General features: G+C 71.3%; 16 protein-coding genes. All 16 read left to right on the forward strand.

Going from position 1 to position 14,373, the window contains the following annotated elements; all coding sequences use genetic code 11:
• Positions 1–31 precede the first annotated feature (31 nt).
• Positions 32–526, forward strand: a complete 495-nt coding sequence (locus AC07VX_RS20795; RefSeq protein WP_493166170.1) for a (2Fe-2S)-binding protein — start codon at positions 32–34, stop codon at positions 524–526.
• Positions 523–2,673, forward strand: a complete 2,151-nt coding sequence (locus AC07VX_RS20800) for a xanthine dehydrogenase family protein molybdopterin-binding subunit (RefSeq protein WP_493166169.1) — start codon at positions 523–525, stop codon at positions 2,671–2,673. Before AC07VX_RS20795 ends, AC07VX_RS20800 begins: the two co-directional genes overlap by 4 nt.
• The gene (soxX, locus tag AC07VX_RS20805) at positions 2,673–3,038 is read left to right on the forward strand and encodes a sulfur oxidation c-type cytochrome SoxX (RefSeq protein WP_493166168.1); all 366 of its coding nucleotides are present in this window, start codon (positions 2,673–2,675) and stop codon (positions 3,036–3,038) included. Before AC07VX_RS20800 ends, soxX begins: the two co-directional genes overlap by 1 nt.
• A complete protein-coding gene (locus AC07VX_RS20810) occupies positions 3,035–3,445 on the forward strand; it encodes a thiosulfate oxidation carrier protein SoxY (RefSeq protein ID WP_493166167.1) in 411 nt (136 codons plus the stop codon). Before soxX ends, AC07VX_RS20810 begins: the two co-directional genes overlap by 4 nt.
• Entirely contained in the window at positions 3,445–3,768 is a 324-nt protein-coding gene (locus AC07VX_RS20815; protein WP_493166166.1) for a thiosulfate oxidation carrier complex protein SoxZ, read from the forward strand. The genes AC07VX_RS20810 and AC07VX_RS20815 overlap by 1 nt, the downstream gene beginning before the upstream one ends.
• A complete protein-coding gene (gene soxA, locus AC07VX_RS20820; protein WP_493166165.1) occupies positions 3,765–4,487 on the forward strand; it encodes a sulfur oxidation c-type cytochrome SoxA in 723 nt (240 codons plus the stop codon). The genes AC07VX_RS20815 and soxA overlap by 4 nt, the downstream gene beginning before the upstream one ends.
• Before the next feature lie 190 nt (positions 4,488–4,677).
• Positions 4,678–5,292: a Pvc16 family protein gene (locus AC07VX_RS20825; protein WP_493166164.1), complete on the forward strand. Its 615-nt coding sequence runs from the start codon at positions 4,678–4,680 to the stop codon at positions 5,290–5,292.
• Positions 5,292–6,104, forward strand: coding sequence for a hypothetical protein (locus tag AC07VX_RS20830; protein ID WP_493166163.1), 813 nt, complete (start codon positions 5,292–5,294; stop codon positions 6,102–6,104). The genes AC07VX_RS20825 and AC07VX_RS20830 overlap by 1 nt, the downstream gene beginning before the upstream one ends.
• Positions 6,105–6,124: 20 nt before the next feature.
• A complete protein-coding gene (locus AC07VX_RS20835; protein WP_493166162.1) occupies positions 6,125–8,179 on the forward strand; it encodes a phage tail sheath family protein in 2,055 nt (684 codons plus the stop codon).
• 13 nt (positions 8,180–8,192) lie between these two features.
• A complete protein-coding gene (locus AC07VX_RS20840) occupies positions 8,193–8,645 on the forward strand; it encodes a phage tail protein (RefSeq protein WP_233390321.1) in 453 nt (150 codons plus the stop codon).
• 3 nt (positions 8,646–8,648) lie between these two features.
• Complete coding sequence (locus tag AC07VX_RS20845; protein WP_493166161.1) at positions 8,649–11,024, forward strand: hypothetical protein; 2,376 nt, start codon at positions 8,649–8,651, stop codon at positions 11,022–11,024.
• On the forward strand, positions 11,024–11,500 hold the full coding sequence (locus AC07VX_RS20850) for a phage tail protein (RefSeq protein WP_493166160.1): 477 nt from the start codon (positions 11,024–11,026) through the stop codon (positions 11,498–11,500). Before AC07VX_RS20845 ends, AC07VX_RS20850 begins: the two co-directional genes overlap by 1 nt.
• Positions 11,493–12,380 carry a CIS tube protein gene (locus AC07VX_RS20855; protein ID WP_493166159.1) on the forward strand — a complete coding sequence of 296 codons (888 nt, stop codon included), beginning with the start codon at positions 11,493–11,495 and terminating at the stop codon, positions 12,378–12,380. The genes AC07VX_RS20850 and AC07VX_RS20855 overlap by 8 nt, the downstream gene beginning before the upstream one ends.
• Positions 12,381–12,393: 13 nt before the next feature.
• A complete protein-coding gene (locus AC07VX_RS20860; RefSeq protein ID WP_493166158.1) occupies positions 12,394–12,573 on the forward strand; it encodes a hypothetical protein in 180 nt (59 codons plus the stop codon).
• 2 nt (positions 12,574–12,575) lie between these two features.
• Positions 12,576–13,655, forward strand: a complete 1,080-nt coding sequence (locus AC07VX_RS20865) for a phage late control D family protein (RefSeq protein ID WP_493166157.1) — start codon at positions 12,576–12,578, stop codon at positions 13,653–13,655.
• Positions 13,652–14,368, forward strand: a complete 717-nt coding sequence (locus tag AC07VX_RS20870) for a phage baseplate assembly protein V (protein WP_493166156.1) — start codon at positions 13,652–13,654, stop codon at positions 14,366–14,368. Before AC07VX_RS20865 ends, AC07VX_RS20870 begins: the two co-directional genes overlap by 4 nt.
• Positions 14,369–14,373: the final 5 nt, after the last annotated feature.

Below are 14,373 nucleotides of genomic sequence, written 5' to 3' on the forward strand. Positions count from 1 at the left end.
CGCCAAAGGTGGCGGAGCGGGAGCGGCAGGCATGGCGGAATTGACGGTCAACGGCAAGCGGATGCAGTTCGAGGCGGAAGCCGACACCCCGCTGCTCTGGGTGCTGCGCGAGCAGCTCAGCCTCACGGGCACCAAATACGGTTGCGGTGTCGCCCAGTGTGGCGCCTGCACCGTGCACATCGACGGCGCGGCGGTGCGCAGCTGCGTGATGCCGGCCTCGGCGCTGACGCCGGCGCAGAAGATCACCACCATCGAGGGTCTGGCGCCCAACGCCAGCCACCCGTTGCAGAAGGCCTGGGACGCGCTGGATGTGCCGCAATGCGGCTTCTGCCAGAGTGGCATGCTGATGGCCGCCGCGGCGCTGCTGAAGGCCAAGCCGAAGCCGACCGATGCCGACATCGACGCGGCCATGACCAACATCTGCCGCTGTGGCACCTACAACCGTGTGCGTGCCGCCATCCATCTCGCCGCCGGCCAGGTGCAGCGCCGGCAGATCCCCATCGTCATCGAAGGGAGCCAGGCATGAGCGCCGCTCTCTCTCGCCGGTCCTTCCTGCATGCCACGAGTGCCGCCGCGGGCGGCTTGATGGTGGGCTTCCATGTCCCCGGCCTCGCTCAGTCGGCAGGCACGTCAGAGCTGAACGCCTGGGTGCACGTGCTGCCGGACGAGACCACCGTCATCCGCATCGCGCGCTCGGAGATGGGGCAGGGCACGCTGACCGGCCTGGCCCAGCTTGTTGCCGAGGAGCTGGACTGCGACTGGGCCAAGGTGAAGACCGAGTACCCGACGCCCGGCCAGAACCTCGCGCGCAACCGCGCCTGGGGCAGCATGAGCACGGGCGGCAGCCGCGGCATCCGCGAGTCGCACGAGTACGTGCGCAAGGGGGGTGCGCTCGCGCGGGCGCTGCTGATCCAGGCGGCCGCCAACCAGTGGAATGTGTCGGTCGTGGAATGCGCGACGGCCTCCGGCTGGGTCACGCATGGCGGCAAGCGCCTGAGCTATGGCTCGCTCGCCGCCGAGGCCGCCAAGCTGGCGGCACCCGCCGACATCCAGCTCAAGCTCGCCAAGGACTGGAAGCTGGCCGGCCGGCCGATGAAGCGGCTGGATACCCGGCCCAAGCTCGACGGCTCCCAGGTCTATGGCATGGACCTGCAGCTGCCCGGCATGCTGAACGCGGCCATCAAGGACTGCCCGGTCTTCGGCGGCAGGCTGAAGAGCTTCGACGCGGCGGCCATCGAGGGCCGGCCCGGCGTGAAGAAGGTGGTCAAGGTCGGCGACACGGCGGTCGCCGTCGTGGCCGACACCTGGTGGCGGGCCAGGACCGCGCTTGAAGCCCTGCCCATCGTCTGGGACGAGGGCCCCAACGCCAGGCTCGGCAGCGCCGACGTGGCCGCCACGCTGAAGGCCGGGCTGGATGCGCCGGATGCCGCCGTCGGCAGCACGCAGGGCGACGTCGCCGCAGCGCTGGCCGGTGCGGCCAGGAAGGTCGAGGCCATCTACAGCGCACCGCACCAGAACCACGCCACGATGGAGGTGATGAACGCGACCGCCAAGTGGAGTCCCGAGCGCTGCGAGGTCTGGACGCCGACGCAGAACGGCGAGGCGGCGCTGGCCGCCGCCGCCGAGGCCTCGGGCCTGCCGCCGGCGCAGTGCGAGGTCTACAAGCTGCACCTGGGCGGCGGCTTCGGCCGGCGCGGCGCCGTGCACGACTGGGTGCGCCAGGCCGTGGCCATCGCCAAGGAGCTGCCGGGCACACCGGTCAAGCTGATCTGGAGCCGCGAGGAGGACATGACCCACGGCCGCTACCACCCCGTCACCCAGTGCAAGCTGACGGCGGGCCTGGATGCCGCCGGCAAGCTCACGGCCCTGCACATGCGCATCTCGGGCCAGAGCATCATCGCGGGCCTCTTTCCGCAGAACATCAAGGACGGAAAGGACCCGGTCGTCTTCCAGGGCCTGAACGCCGGCGGCGCGGAAGGCGCCCTGGGCTACGCGGTGCCGAATCTGCTGATCGACCACGCGATGCGCAACCCGCCGGTGCCGCCGGGTTTCTGGCGCGGCGTGAACCTGAACCAGAACGCCATCTACCTGGAGTGCTTCGTCGACGAGGTGGCCCATGCCGCCAAGCGCGACCCGCTGGAGCTGCGTCGCGAGCTGCTGGCCGGCGCACCCAGGCACCTGGCCGTGCTCAACGCCGTGGCCGCGAAGGCGGGCTGGGGCAAGCCGCGCGCGAAGGGGAGGTACCTCGGGCTGGCCCAGATCATGGGCTTCGGCAGCTACGTGGCGGCCTGCGCCGAGGTGTCGGTCAGCAAGAAGGGTGAACTCAAGATCCACCGCATCGTCGCCGCCACCGACCCGGGCCACGCCGTCAATCCGCAGCAGATCGCCGCTCAGGTGGAGGGCAGCTTCGTCTACGGCCTGTCGGCGGCGCTGTTTGGCGAGATTACGATCAAGGACGGCCGCGTCGAGCAGAAGAACTTCGACAGCTACCCGGTGCTGAAGATGGCCGACATGCCGGCCGTCGAGACGATCTGCATGCCCTCGGGCGGCTTCTGGGGCGGTGTGGGCGAGCCCACGATTGCCGTCGCTGCACCTGCCGTGCTGAACGCGATCTTCGCGGCCACGGGCAAGCGCGTGCGCGACCTGCCGCTCAGGAAGCACTCGCTCGCCTGATGCGTGCACTGCTGGCTCTGCTGTGCGTGGCCAGCGCGCACGCCGGCGAGGTGGAGCGCGGCCGAGCCCTCGTGGCCGACCGCGCGCAAAGCCTGTGCCTGCTCTGCCATGCGCTGACCGCCGCGGGCGATGCCAACCAGGGCAATCTCGCGCCGCCGCTGGAGGCGGTGGCGACACGGCTGAACCCGCAGGGCCTGCGCGAGCGCATCGCCGACATGCGCCGCTTCAACCCCGCCACCGTCATGCCGCCGTTCCGCTCGACCGAGGGCCTGCGCGACGTGGCGCCGGCCTGGGCGGGCAGGGCGGCGCTGACCGAGCAGCAGCTCGACGATATCGTGGCCTATCTCGGCACGCTGGCGAAATGAGGCGCCGCGAGTTCGTCGTCGCTGCCGCCGTGTTCGCACGGCTGCCCCGGGCCGTTGCGAGCGAGGAGGCCATGCGTGCCGCCATCCGCGCCTGGGCGGGGCGCGACCCCGAGCCTGGCTTGCTGAAGATCGAGATTGCCGAACTGGTGGAGAACGGCAACGCAGTACCGGTTCGCGTCGCCGCGAGCGAGCCGGTCGTGGGCCTGGCCCTGTTCACGCCGCTGAACCCCGAGCCCGAGGTCGTGCATGCCGCCTTCGGCGCCGCCAGCGCCAGGCCGGAGTTCAGCACTCGCATGCGCCTGGCGCGCAGCCAGCGCATCGTCGCCGTGGCCAGGGCAGCGGATGGTCGCTGCTGGCAGGCCGGCGTCGATGTCATCGTGACGCTGGCCGCCTGCGTGGAGCCCTGATGGCGACCCGGGCCGTCATCACCTTGCCTGCCGCCATCAAGGCCGGTGAAGCTTTCGAGGTGAGGGCGACGGTGGCCCACGCGATGGAGACGGGCTACCGCAGCAGCGACGAAGGCGCCCGCCTGCCGCGCGACCTCGTGCGCCGCTTCGAATGCCGACTCGACGGCGAGATCGTCTTTGCCGCCGATCTCTACGCCGCCGTCTCGGCCAACCCCTTTCTGGCGTTCTGGCTGGGCGTCGACAGGCCCGGCGAGCTGAGCTTCAGCTGGCGCGGCGACAACGGCTTCGAGCACCACGAGACGCGGCCGCTGGCCATCGCATGAGAGCTTGGCTGCTGCTCTTCGTCGCGCTGGCCGCGCAGGCCGACGAGCGCCGCTCCGGCCGCGACACCATGAGCCCGGCCCTGCGCACGCTGCAGGCCGACGACGCCCAGCACCCGGCCCAGCTTGCGCTGGCGCTGGGCAGGGAGCTGTGGGATGCCGGCCCCAGGTCCTGCGCAAGCTGCCATGGCGAGCCCGAGAAGCTGCGCGGGGCCGCCACCCGCTATCCGGCCTGGGATCATGGCCTGATCGACCTGCCTGGCCGCATCCAGCGCTGCCGCGTGCGCCATCAGCAGCAGCCGGCCTGGGCACCCGAGGCCGAGCCGCTGCTGGCACTCTCGGCCCTCGTCGCCCGGCAGTCGCGCGGCCTGCCGCTGGCGCCACCCGGCGGGGCCGAGCTGGACGCCGCGGCGAGCCGTGGCCGGCGCCTCTACACGACCCGTATCGGCGCCCTCAACCTCTCCTGTGCCCAGTGCCACGACGAGCGTGCCGGCCTGCGCCTGGGCGGCAGCCTGATACCGCAGGCCCATGTCGACGACTACCCGGTCTACCGCCTGGAGTGGCAGTCCGTCGGCAGCCTGCAGCGCCGCCTGCGCGGCTGCCTGAACGGCGTGCGTGCCACCGTGTGGGACTGGGACAGCGCCGAACTGCTGGCGCTGCAAACCTATCTCGCGCGCCGCTCCGCCGGCCTCGTGATACAGCCTCCGGGCGTGCGCCCCTGAGGTTGAGCGAGATCAAAAAGCAAGAGAACGGACCTGTCGCCTGCATCAGCTTCTCCCGATTGAGGATGGCCCGGGAGCTGTCCCTAACAAGCAGGATGACCGCGGCTTGCACCCCTTCCTAGGATGGCCTCGCCCTGGGTGAACCGGGGCAGGAGACCAGGTTGAAGCAAGCTCCGAGGCGGGGGCGCTGATGGCGCAGTACGCGGCCATCCGCGCGGTGGGCGAGAGCGTGCTCGAACTTATGCGCGAGGCCTGCCCCGTGGCCGACCTGCAGCTCGGCGCGTCGGCCAAGTTCGAGCTCGCGTCGCTGGGCAGCCTCACCGAAGGACAGGCCGCGCCGGCCGAGGGTTTCTATCTTGTCCTCTGGCGCGTCGGCATCGGCGGCTCGCCGCGCAACCTGCCGCCGCGGCGCACGCGCGACGGCCGCGTCTTCAAGCCCTCGCTGCCGGTTGACCTCTACTTTCTGATGCTGCCCATCGCCGCCACGGCCGACAAGCAGACGCAGATGCTGGGCTGGGCGCTGGCCTTCCTGCACCAGCTGCCGGCGCTCAGCGGCGAGGTCATCAACCGATACACCAAGGGCAGCCCGACGGTCTTTCAGCCCGAGGAGACCGTCGAGCTCATCGCCGACCCGCTGAACGCGGCGGACTATCTCGCGCTGTGGGACCGCGTGAAGAGCGGCTTCCAGGCTGGCATGACCTATGTCGCGCGGATGGTGCTGCTGGACATCGATCAGCCCGAGCCGAGCGGCGCCCGGGTCGTCGAGCGCCGTTTCGGCGTCGGCACGCCTGGAGGGCTGGCCTGATGGTCGCCACCCAACTCAGGCCGCCGCTGGACGAACTGCTGCTGCCGGCCGGCGACGCGCTCGCCTTCGTCGACGCCGCCACCGGCGCGCCCGTGCAGGACGGCCTGCGCTGCAGCCTGGTGCTCAGGCGTGGCGGCAAGCTGCTCGGCCGCGCCGTCGTCACGCCCTCCGGTGTGCATCACTGGCCCGAGCTGCCCGAGCGCTGGCGCAACCCCGACGCGGCGGCGCCCGTGTTCGCCGACGTCGTCGTGCGCGACGAACAGGCCCGCTTCCTGCCGCTGAGTCTGCCCTGGCCGCTGCCGGCCACGCCCGTGGGGCAGATCGTGGCGGGCACCGTGCTCGGCGGTTCGCGGCTGCTGCGCGTCAGCCTGCTGTCGGCGCCGGCACGCCGCGCACCGCCCGGCTCGGCCAGCGTCTATGGCCTGCTGCTGTGGCAGGCCGACGCCACGCCCGCCGCCTGGGCGCATGTGCGTCTTGCCGACGGCGACGGGCGGCTGCACGAGGGCGCCAGCGACGCCGAAGGTCGCCTGAGCCTGCACCTGCCGCGGCCGCGGCCCCAGCGTGCCGGTTCGCCGCCCGGCCCGGCGGCCGCGCTGCTCGTCTTTGCCGATCCGGCGCTGGGCCCCGCGTCCCTGGGGCTGGGCGCGCCCGACGTGCTGGCCTTTGCAAGCCAGCCTCAGGTGCGCGCCCTGGCCGATGCCGGCGGCAGCGCGGCCTATCTGCCCCCTGCCTTCACCACCGGCGAGCCGCTGATCCTCGCCACCCTCGGCCTGCCGCCCGCGCACCGCGAACTGCGCCTGGCGCCCATTTGAGTTCCACGAAGGAGACCGTCATGCCCGAATATCTTGCGCCCGGAGTGTTCGTCGAGGAGGTGTCCTTCCGATCGAAGTCCATCGAAGGCGTCAGCACGACGACTACCGGCTTCATCGGTCCCTGCCGCTACGGCCCCGTCACCGAGGCGCCGGACATCCTCACCAGCCTCACTGAGTTCGAGCGCAGCTACGGCGACGGCAGCCTGATGGGGTTCGGTGCCGATGGCAGCACCATCGGCGCCAACTACCTCTGGCAGGCCGTGCGCAGCTTCTTCGAGGAGGGCGGCAAGCGCCTGTACGCCAGCCGCGTCTTCCGCCCGCGCAGCGGCAACTACCCCACGGTGCTGAGCGATGGCTTCGGCGCCGCGCCTTACGCCGATGGCCACGGCCGCCTGCTCGTCGGCAGCGCGCCCGACCAGTTCCGCATCGTCGCGCGCTACCCCGGCGCCATGGGCAACCTGCAGCTGCGCTTCGGCGTCAAGCTCGGGCCCAATGTGCTGGGCGCGCTGCCGGACCCCGGCGGCGGTGGCGGTCTCGTCGCGACGCTGGCCAACCTCGCCGACGGCGACGTGGTCTGGATCTCGACGGCCGGCGCAGCCCTGTCAAGCCCGGCCACCGGTGCCAACCCGCCCACCACCGCGCGCGGTATCGCCGAGCTGCCGCTGTACGTGGCGCGCAAGAGCGTGGCCGGCGTCTGGAGCTTCTCGGCCGGCGTGGCCCCGGCCGGCGCACCGGGCGGCGCCACGAGCTTCGCGCTGGCCGACTTCGCGCTGACGCTCACCCCCGGCAGCGGCGACGCCATCCGTCCGGTGTCGCTGAGCCTGGAAGTGCTGACGGCCGATGGCCGCTCGCTGGGCGCCTGGGGCGGCCTGCCGCTTGAGCCCACGCACAAGACGGCCGGTGTGCCCGACGGCGTCTTCGACCTCTTCAGCCTCGCCGGCCCGAGCAGCGCCGGCCTGCCGGTGGTGCTGCTCAACGGCAGCGACGCCAGCTCCAATCGCATCGACAACGGCAGCGACCTGCTCAAGGCGCTGGATGCGCTGAGCACCGGCCTGGACCTGAAGATCACGCAGATCGAGTGGGACGACGCCGGCCAGAACGAACTCGTGTCGCTGCGCAAGAAATTCGAGCGCGGCCTGCAGGCCACCGCCTGGCTGGCCGGCGGCAACGACGGCCTGCTGCCCGGCCGAGCCGAGTACGAGGGCCGTGCCGACCCGACGCAGGACTACGCCACCGGCCTCAAGCAGTTCGAGGCCATCGAGGACATCTCTATCGTCGCCGCACCCGGCTCCACCTGGAAGGCCGCGAGCCGCGCCGACGACGTGGCCGCCATCACCAACCTGCTCATCGCCCACGCCGAGAAGATGCGCTACCGCATCGCCGTGCTCGACTCGCACGAGGGCATGAAGATCGCCGACGTCCGCAAGCTCAAGGCCAAGCTGGACAGCAAGTACGCAGCCCTCTACTACCCCTGGGTGACGGTCTTCGACGGCGTCACCCGCCAGCCGCTCAACCTGCCGCCCTCGGGCTTCGTCGCCGGCATCTACGCCCGCAACGACACCGAGCGCGCCGTCTACAAGGCGCCGGCGAACGAAGTTGTCCGTGGCGCCATCGGCTTCGAGACGCTGATCAACACGGCCCAGCAGGAGGTGCTCAACCCCGAGGGCATCAACTGCTTCCGCTTCTTCGAGGGCCGCGGCAACCGGCTCTGGGGCGCGCGCACCATCAGCTCCGACCCCGAGTGGAAGTACGTCAACCTGCGGCGCTACTTTGCGTATCTCGAGCGCTCCATCGACAAGGGCACGCAGTGGGCCGTCTTCGAGCCCAACGGCGAGGCGCTGTGGGCCAACGTGCGCGCCACCATCCGCGACTTCCTGATGAACGAATGGGCCAACGGTGCGCTGCTGGGCGACAAGCCCGACAAGGCCTTCTTCGTGCGCTGCGACCGCTCCACGATGACGCAGAACGACCTCGACAACGGGCGGCTGGTCTGCCTGATCGGCGTGGCGCCGCTCAGGCCTGCTGAATTCGTCATCTTCCGCATCGGTCAATGGACCGCGGATCAGAAGTCCTGATTAGGAGACAGACATGGCCGTCGTTCGTGATCGCCCCTACGTCCAGTTCAACTTCCACGTTAACCTCGGCGACGGGGTGACCAACACGCCCCAGGCCGGCTTCCAGGAAGTCAGCGGCATCGGCATGGAAGTCACCATCACCGAGTACCGCCCGGGCAACTACGCCTTCAACAACGTCATCAAGACGGCCGGCCTGAACAAGGCCACCGACGTGACGATGAAGCGCGGCGTCATCGGCTCGCTGGACCTCTACAAATGGCTGGACGACGTGCGCAACGGCTCCACCAACGGCCTGCGCACCGTCACCGTCGAGCTGAAGAACGAGGACCGCAGCCAGACCGTGCAGACCTGGCGCCTCATCAATGCGCGGATCATGAAGCACGTCTCCGGCCCCTTCAACGCCAAGGGCACTGACGTGGCGATGGAGGAACTGACGCTGTCCTATGAACGCCTGGAGATGGAGTGATCCATGCCCGTCGGGGTCCGCATCGTTGACGACCCGACGCCAAGCGGCGACGGCATGCCCGTCATGGACGTGCCGGTCTTCGTCGGCTTCGCCGCTCGCGGGCCGCTGCACCGGCCCGTGGCGCTGGACAGTGCGGCGGCCTATGGCGCGGTGTTCGGCGGCACGCTGGATCTCGTCCAGGCCGGGGACGACCCCTCGGAGCGCCTCGCCGCTCATCTGCCGGCGGCGGTGGAGGCCTTCTTCGCCGGCGGCGGGCGGCGCTGCCACGTCATCCGCGTGGCGGGCGAGGGCGCCGCGTCGGCGCGGTTCGCGGTGCCTGGCCTGAAGCTGGCCACGCGCAGCGACAGTGGCTGGCGCGTGGACGGCGCCGACGTCGAGCTGAGGGCCTGCAGCCCCGGCGCCTGGGCCGACCGGCTGGAGCTGGCGGCGCGGGTGCGCAGCGAGTCGCTGCAGCCGGGCGCCCGTCTTGCGCGCGGTGAACTGCTGCGCGCGCGCCGGCCGGCGCCGCCCGTGCCGACCGGTCCCGCCTGGGTGCGCGTCGAGCGCGACTATGTGTTCGGCGCCGCTGACGCCCGGCCGCTGGACTGGCGCCGTTCGGACGGCAGCGCCACGTCTGTCGACCCGGCCGACTGGCTGATCGAGCGTGTGCAGGTCGACCTTGCATTGCGCTCGCCCGAGGCTGGCGTTCAGCACCTGGATGGTTGCGGGCTGGCGCCCGGTGCGACCGTTCTGCCCTGGTTCGCGCCGGATGCCGACACGGCCTATGACCTCGGCGTGGCGCAGGACGGCTGGCCGCTCTGCGGCACGCCCCTGCCTGCCGACGACTGGATGCTGTTGCCGATCGGGCTGGCGTCCGACTTCTCTGCGTGGTCGGCAGCCCGGCCCGCCGAGGGCGATGCGCTGGCGCGCAATGGCCTGGCCGACTTCCATGCCGGCCTTTTCCTCGACCCGGCCTGGCACCCCGGCCTGCGCGGCCGCCTGCTGATGAACTGGGCCGACGAGGTGCGGTTCCTGGGCGGCCGGCCCAGGCGCCTGCAAGGCCTGCACGGCGCGCTGGGCCGCGACGACGCCTGCGCCGACGAAGCCAGCTGGGTGCTGGTGCCGGACGCCGTCCACCCCGGCTGGTTCAGGACTACGCCGTTGCCGCGCCGCGACGTGATCGTCACGACGACGCCCGACCCCGTCTGCACCTGCCCGCCCACGACCTTCCACGACTGCGCGCCACCGCCGCCCGTGCCGCCGCCGCCGCCGCACCTCGCTTTCGTTGCTGCCGTGCCCGTATTGCCGGCCGTGCTTCCGGCCAGCCGCGCCTTCACGTTGAGCCTGCGCGTGGACGCGCGCGACCACGGCGGGCCGCAGCGCCTGGAGGTGCAGCTGGCCGGCCAGCCGGATTTCTCCGACGCACGCGTCGTGGCCGACGGCGCACCCGGTCCCGACGCCGACCTGACCTTGCAGCTCGCCGCCGGCGCCTGGTGGCTGCGCACCCGCGCGCGGCGCGCCGGCCTGACCGGTGCGTGGAGCGAAGCCAGCGAGCTCGACGTGCGTGCGACGGGCTGGCGGGCGAACCCGGCCACGGACGCCGGAGCCGTCACCCTGGTCAACCGCGCGCTGCTGGCCCTGTGTACCGCCTCGCGCGAGCATTTCGCGCTGCTGGCCCTGCCGCAGGACTGGAAGGCGCCGACCCTGGCGGGCCACGTTGCCGCGCTGCGGGCCGAGGGGCAGCTCGTCGACACCGCCGAGGCCGCGAGCGCGGCCAGCTTTGCCGCCATCCACCATCCCTGGCTGCTGCAGCGCGATGCCGACGACCGCCTGCGTGCCCACCCGCCCGGCGGCGCCCTGATGGGGCTGCTCGCCCGTCGCAGCCGGCTGCACGGCGCCTGGGGTGCGCCGGGCGCCGACCCCTTGCCCGAGGCGCTCGCGCTGGCCGGGGAAGTGCAGGGCGCCGACGCCCTCGAAGCGCTGGGGTTCAACCCGCTGGCCCTGCGTGCCGATGGCATTGCGGCCGTGCGCAGCCAGACGCTGTCGACCGACCCCGACTGGAACGCCATCGGCGTGCGCCGCCTCTTCATCCTGCTGCGCCGGCTGTGCCGTCGCGAGGGCCAGCGCTTCGTCTTCGAGCCCAACGACCTGACGCTGCGCCGCGGGCTGGAGCGGAGCTTCGATGCGCTGCTGCACCGCCTGATGCAGCGTGGCGCCTTCCGCGGCGTGGATGCCAAGTCGTCCTACCTGCTGAAGACGGCCTCGGGCGCCGACGCCACGCGCGAGATCGAGCGCGGCGAATGCAGCCTGCTGATCCAGGTGGCGCCGAGCCGGCCGCTGCGCTTCCTGACGCTGCACCTGCGGCGCAGTGGCGAGCAACTCCTGATCGAGGAACGGTGATGGCTGCCGACGCACAACGCGAGCAATGGCAGCCGTTCTCGACGCTGAACTTCGTCGTCGAGATCCTGCCCGACGGCGACAGCAAGCCGCTGGCCGGCGCCGCCTTCTCGGACTGCGACGGACTGGAGGTCAGCCAGGAGGTCAAGACGCTGCGCGAGGGCGGCAACCCCAACCGCGTGCACCGGCTGGCCGGCCCGGTCAGCTTTGGCCAGTTGACGCTCAAGCGCGGCGTCACGCGTGGCACCGACCTGTGGAAGTGGTTCGACCGCTCCCTCGCCAACCCCGCCCTGCGCGCCGGCATCACGATCAGCGTGCTGCGCCACGACAAGAGCGAGTGGGGGCGCTTCGTGCTGTCCCGCTGCCTGCCCGTCAAGCTGAAAGGCCCGGTGCTGAATGCACGCGACGGCAACCTGGCCGTGGAGGAAGTCCAGATCGCCTACGAAGCCTTCAAGTGGGAGGACAAGTCAGATGCCTGAACTTGAAATCCAGCACGCCAGGCTCATCGAGCTGAAGGACGACCTGAGCGACGTGATGCCGGGCGGTAAGTCGCTGACGGTGCAGTTCAACCCCGAGTCGCTGAAGCTGTCCTATGCCAACCAGATCAAGGAGCAACCCAATGCTTCGGGCAGCGGCGGCAACCAGAGCCAGGGCAGCGCTGCGCGCCAGTTCGTCGGCACCGGCACCACCAAGCTCGCCGTGCAGCTGTGGTTCGACGTGGCCGCGGCGACGAGCGCGCCCTTCATCGTCGACGACGTGCGCCGCATCACGGCCCAGGTGCTGTACTTCATCCGCCCTAAGCCCGCCGCGGCCGGTGCGCGCGACACCTCGCAGCGCACGCCGCCAGGGCTGCGCTTCTCCTGGGGCAACTTCCTGTTCGACGGCATCGTCGAGAGCGTCGAGGAGAACGTCGAGTTCTTCTCGCCCAAGGGCGAGGCCCTGCGCGCCAGCCTGACGCTGAACATGATCCAGCAGGAAATCCTCGTGCCGGCCTTTAGCGGCGATGGTGCCCTGCCCGGCTCGCGGCCGCTGTGGCCGGCGGCCGGCGGGCAGTCGCTGCAGGCCCTGCAGGACGCGGCCAAGGCGTCGGGCGCCACGCCCGGCGGCGGCAGCCCGGCGGCCTCGCCGGGCGGTGGTGCGGGCGGGGGATTCTCTGCAGGGCTTTCGGCCGGCACCTCGCTGGGGGCGTCGGCCGGTGGCGGCGGCGGCGTGAGTCTGGGCCTGAGCACCGGCGCCGCGTTCCAGGGCGGTGGCTGGCAGGCCGTGGCGCTTGCCAACGGCATCGAGAACCCGCGGGCCATGCCGGCGGGTCAGCTCATCGACCTGTCCGCCACCAAGCCGCGCATCGTCAGCGGCTGAACCGGGATACGCCATGCCCGTCGAGATCCACGAGTTCGAGGTCAGTCCGGCGCCAGCGCCGCCCGCTGCGCCGGGCGCTCCGTCCGCCTCGGCCGCAACACCCGCTCCCGAGCCCGATCTGGAGCAACTCGCTCGCGCTCGCCGCATGGCTACCGCGGCCGGCGAACTGCAGCTGCGCACCTTCAGCCACTGACCATGCCCGAAGTCTCCATCCCTCTCGGCAGCGGCCGGCCCACCATTGAGATCGAAGGCCGCATCGCCTCCGACCTGGCCGCCGCGCTGATGGCGCTGGAGATCCGCGAGCGCATCGACGGGCTGGCGCAGGCGCAGCTGGCCTTCGGCAACTGGGGCACGCGCGACGGCGCGCCCGGCTACACCTTGTTCGGCCGCGACCGGCTGGAGTTCGGCAAGAGGCTCGAAGTGAAGCTGGGCGACGACCTGCTGTTCGCCGGCCGCGTGATGGCTTTGCAGGCGCGTTTTCCCAAGGCCGGTGCCGGCGAGGCGGAACTGGTCGTGCAGGTGGAAGATCGGCTGCAGGACCTGCGCATGAAGCGCCGCACGCGCAGCTTCGACCAGGCCTCGCTCGCCGACGCCGCCCAGCGCATCGCCAGCGACCACGGCCTGACGGCACAGGTCGACGGGGATTCGCCCACGCTTCCGCTGCTGGCCCAGGTCAACCAGAGCGACCTGGCCTTCCTGCGCGAACAGGCGAGGCGCTGCGAGGCCGAGGTCTGGCTGGACGGCACGACGCTGCACCTCGCTGCCCGCAAGCGCCGCGGCGGCACCGCGCTGTCGCTGGACTACGGCGGCAAGCTGATGGGCTTCGACGTGCGCGCCGACCTCGCGCTGCAGCGCACCGAGTTGAGCGTGGCCGGCTGGAGCGTGGCGGACAAGCAGGCCGTCAAGGAGACGGCCCATGCCGACAGCCTGCTCGGCAGCGAGACGGGCGACGGCGAAGCCGGCGCGGCGCTGCTGCAGCAGAAGATCGGCGCGCGGCCGGACACCGTCGCCCACTTGCACCCCGGCTCGGCCGACGAAGCCCGCCAGCTCGCCGAAGCCTGGCTGCGTCAGATCAACCGCCGCTTCGTCGTCGGCCACGGTACGGCCCAGCCGGACGCACGGCTGCGCTGCGGCGCCAGCGTCGCGCTGACGGGGCTGGGGCCGCTGTTCAGTGGCAAGTATTCGCTGGCGGAGGTGACGCACCGCTTCGACATGGCCGAGGGCCTGCGCGCGGAGTTCGTCGCCGAGCGTCCTTGGATTGGAAGGGCGCCATGAGCCTTTTCGATCTCAGCCCGGCAGAAGCGCTCTACGCCGACCGCCACCCGCAAGGCTGGGGCGGCCGCTGGTACGGTGCCCATGTCGCCCAGGTCGTCGACCTCATGGACCCCGACAACCAGGGTCGCGTGAAGATCGCCTTGCCCTGGGCGCCGGACGCCGATGGCCAGCGCTACGAAGCCTGGGCGCGCATGGCCACGCTGTTCGCGGGCAACGACCGCGGCAGCTGGTTCATGCCCGAGGTAGACGACGAGGTACTCGTCGTCTTCCAGGGCGGCGACCCGCGCTGGCCCTTCATCGTCGGCGGCCTGTGGAACGGCCAGGACAAGCCGCCCGAGAGCGCCAGCGCGCAGAACAACCACAAGGTCATCAAGAGCCGCAACGGTGTCGTCATCACCATCGACGACAGCCAGGGCCAGGAGAGCATCAAGCTCGAAACGCCGGGCGGCTGTTCGATGACGCTGAAGGACGGCCCGGGCACCGTCACGCTGGAAGACAGCAACGGCAACAGCATCAAGCTGGAGACGTCTGGCATCACCGTCACCGCGTCGGCCAAGGTGACGGTAAACGCCAGCCAAGTCGCGGTCTCGGCGGGCATGGTGACCGTGGACGCGGGCATGTCGCGCTTCTCGGGCGTCGTGCAGGCCGACACCGTCATCACCAACACCATCATCGCGGCGACCTACACGCCAGGCGCGGGGAACATCCTGTGAGTAGG

The sequence above is a fragment of the Roseateles sp. GW821-FHT03B02 genome (assembly GCF_059421025.1).

Excerpts from the sequence above, each read along its gene's own strand:
- AC07VX_RS20795 (WP_493166170.1), top strand. The coding sequence starts at position 32 with ATGGCGGAATTGACGGTCAACGGCAAGCGGATGCAGTTCGAGGCGGAA.
- AC07VX_RS20800 (WP_493166169.1), top strand. The coding sequence starts at position 523 with ATGAGCGCCGCTCTCTCTCGCCGGTCCTTCCTGCATGCCACGAGTGCC.
- soxX (WP_493166168.1), top strand. The coding sequence starts at position 2,673 with ATGCGTGCACTGCTGGCTCTGCTGTGCGTGGCCAGCGCGCACGCCGGC.
- AC07VX_RS20810 (WP_493166167.1), top strand. The coding sequence starts at position 3,035 with ATGAGGCGCCGCGAGTTCGTCGTCGCTGCCGCCGTGTTCGCACGGCTG.
- AC07VX_RS20815 (WP_493166166.1), top strand. The coding sequence starts at position 3,445 with ATGGCGACCCGGGCCGTCATCACCTTGCCTGCCGCCATCAAGGCCGGT.
- soxA (WP_493166165.1), top strand. The coding sequence starts at position 3,765 with ATGAGAGCTTGGCTGCTGCTCTTCGTCGCGCTGGCCGCGCAGGCCGAC.
- AC07VX_RS20825 (WP_493166164.1), top strand. The coding sequence starts at position 4,678 with ATGGCGCAGTACGCGGCCATCCGCGCGGTGGGCGAGAGCGTGCTCGAA.
- AC07VX_RS20830 (WP_493166163.1), top strand. The coding sequence starts at position 5,292 with ATGGTCGCCACCCAACTCAGGCCGCCGCTGGACGAACTGCTGCTGCCG.
- AC07VX_RS20835 (WP_493166162.1), top strand. The coding sequence starts at position 6,125 with ATGCCCGAATATCTTGCGCCCGGAGTGTTCGTCGAGGAGGTGTCCTTC.
- AC07VX_RS20840 (WP_233390321.1), top strand. The coding sequence starts at position 8,193 with ATGGCCGTCGTTCGTGATCGCCCCTACGTCCAGTTCAACTTCCACGTT.
- AC07VX_RS20845 (WP_493166161.1), top strand. The coding sequence starts at position 8,649 with ATGCCCGTCGGGGTCCGCATCGTTGACGACCCGACGCCAAGCGGCGAC.
- AC07VX_RS20850 (WP_493166160.1), top strand. The coding sequence starts at position 11,024 with ATGGCTGCCGACGCACAACGCGAGCAATGGCAGCCGTTCTCGACGCTG.
- AC07VX_RS20855 (WP_493166159.1), top strand. The coding sequence starts at position 11,493 with ATGCCTGAACTTGAAATCCAGCACGCCAGGCTCATCGAGCTGAAGGAC.
- AC07VX_RS20860 (WP_493166158.1), top strand. The coding sequence starts at position 12,394 with ATGCCCGTCGAGATCCACGAGTTCGAGGTCAGTCCGGCGCCAGCGCCG.
- AC07VX_RS20865 (WP_493166157.1), top strand. The coding sequence starts at position 12,576 with ATGCCCGAAGTCTCCATCCCTCTCGGCAGCGGCCGGCCCACCATTGAG.
- AC07VX_RS20870 (WP_493166156.1), top strand. The coding sequence starts at position 13,652 with ATGAGCCTTTTCGATCTCAGCCCGGCAGAAGCGCTCTACGCCGACCGC.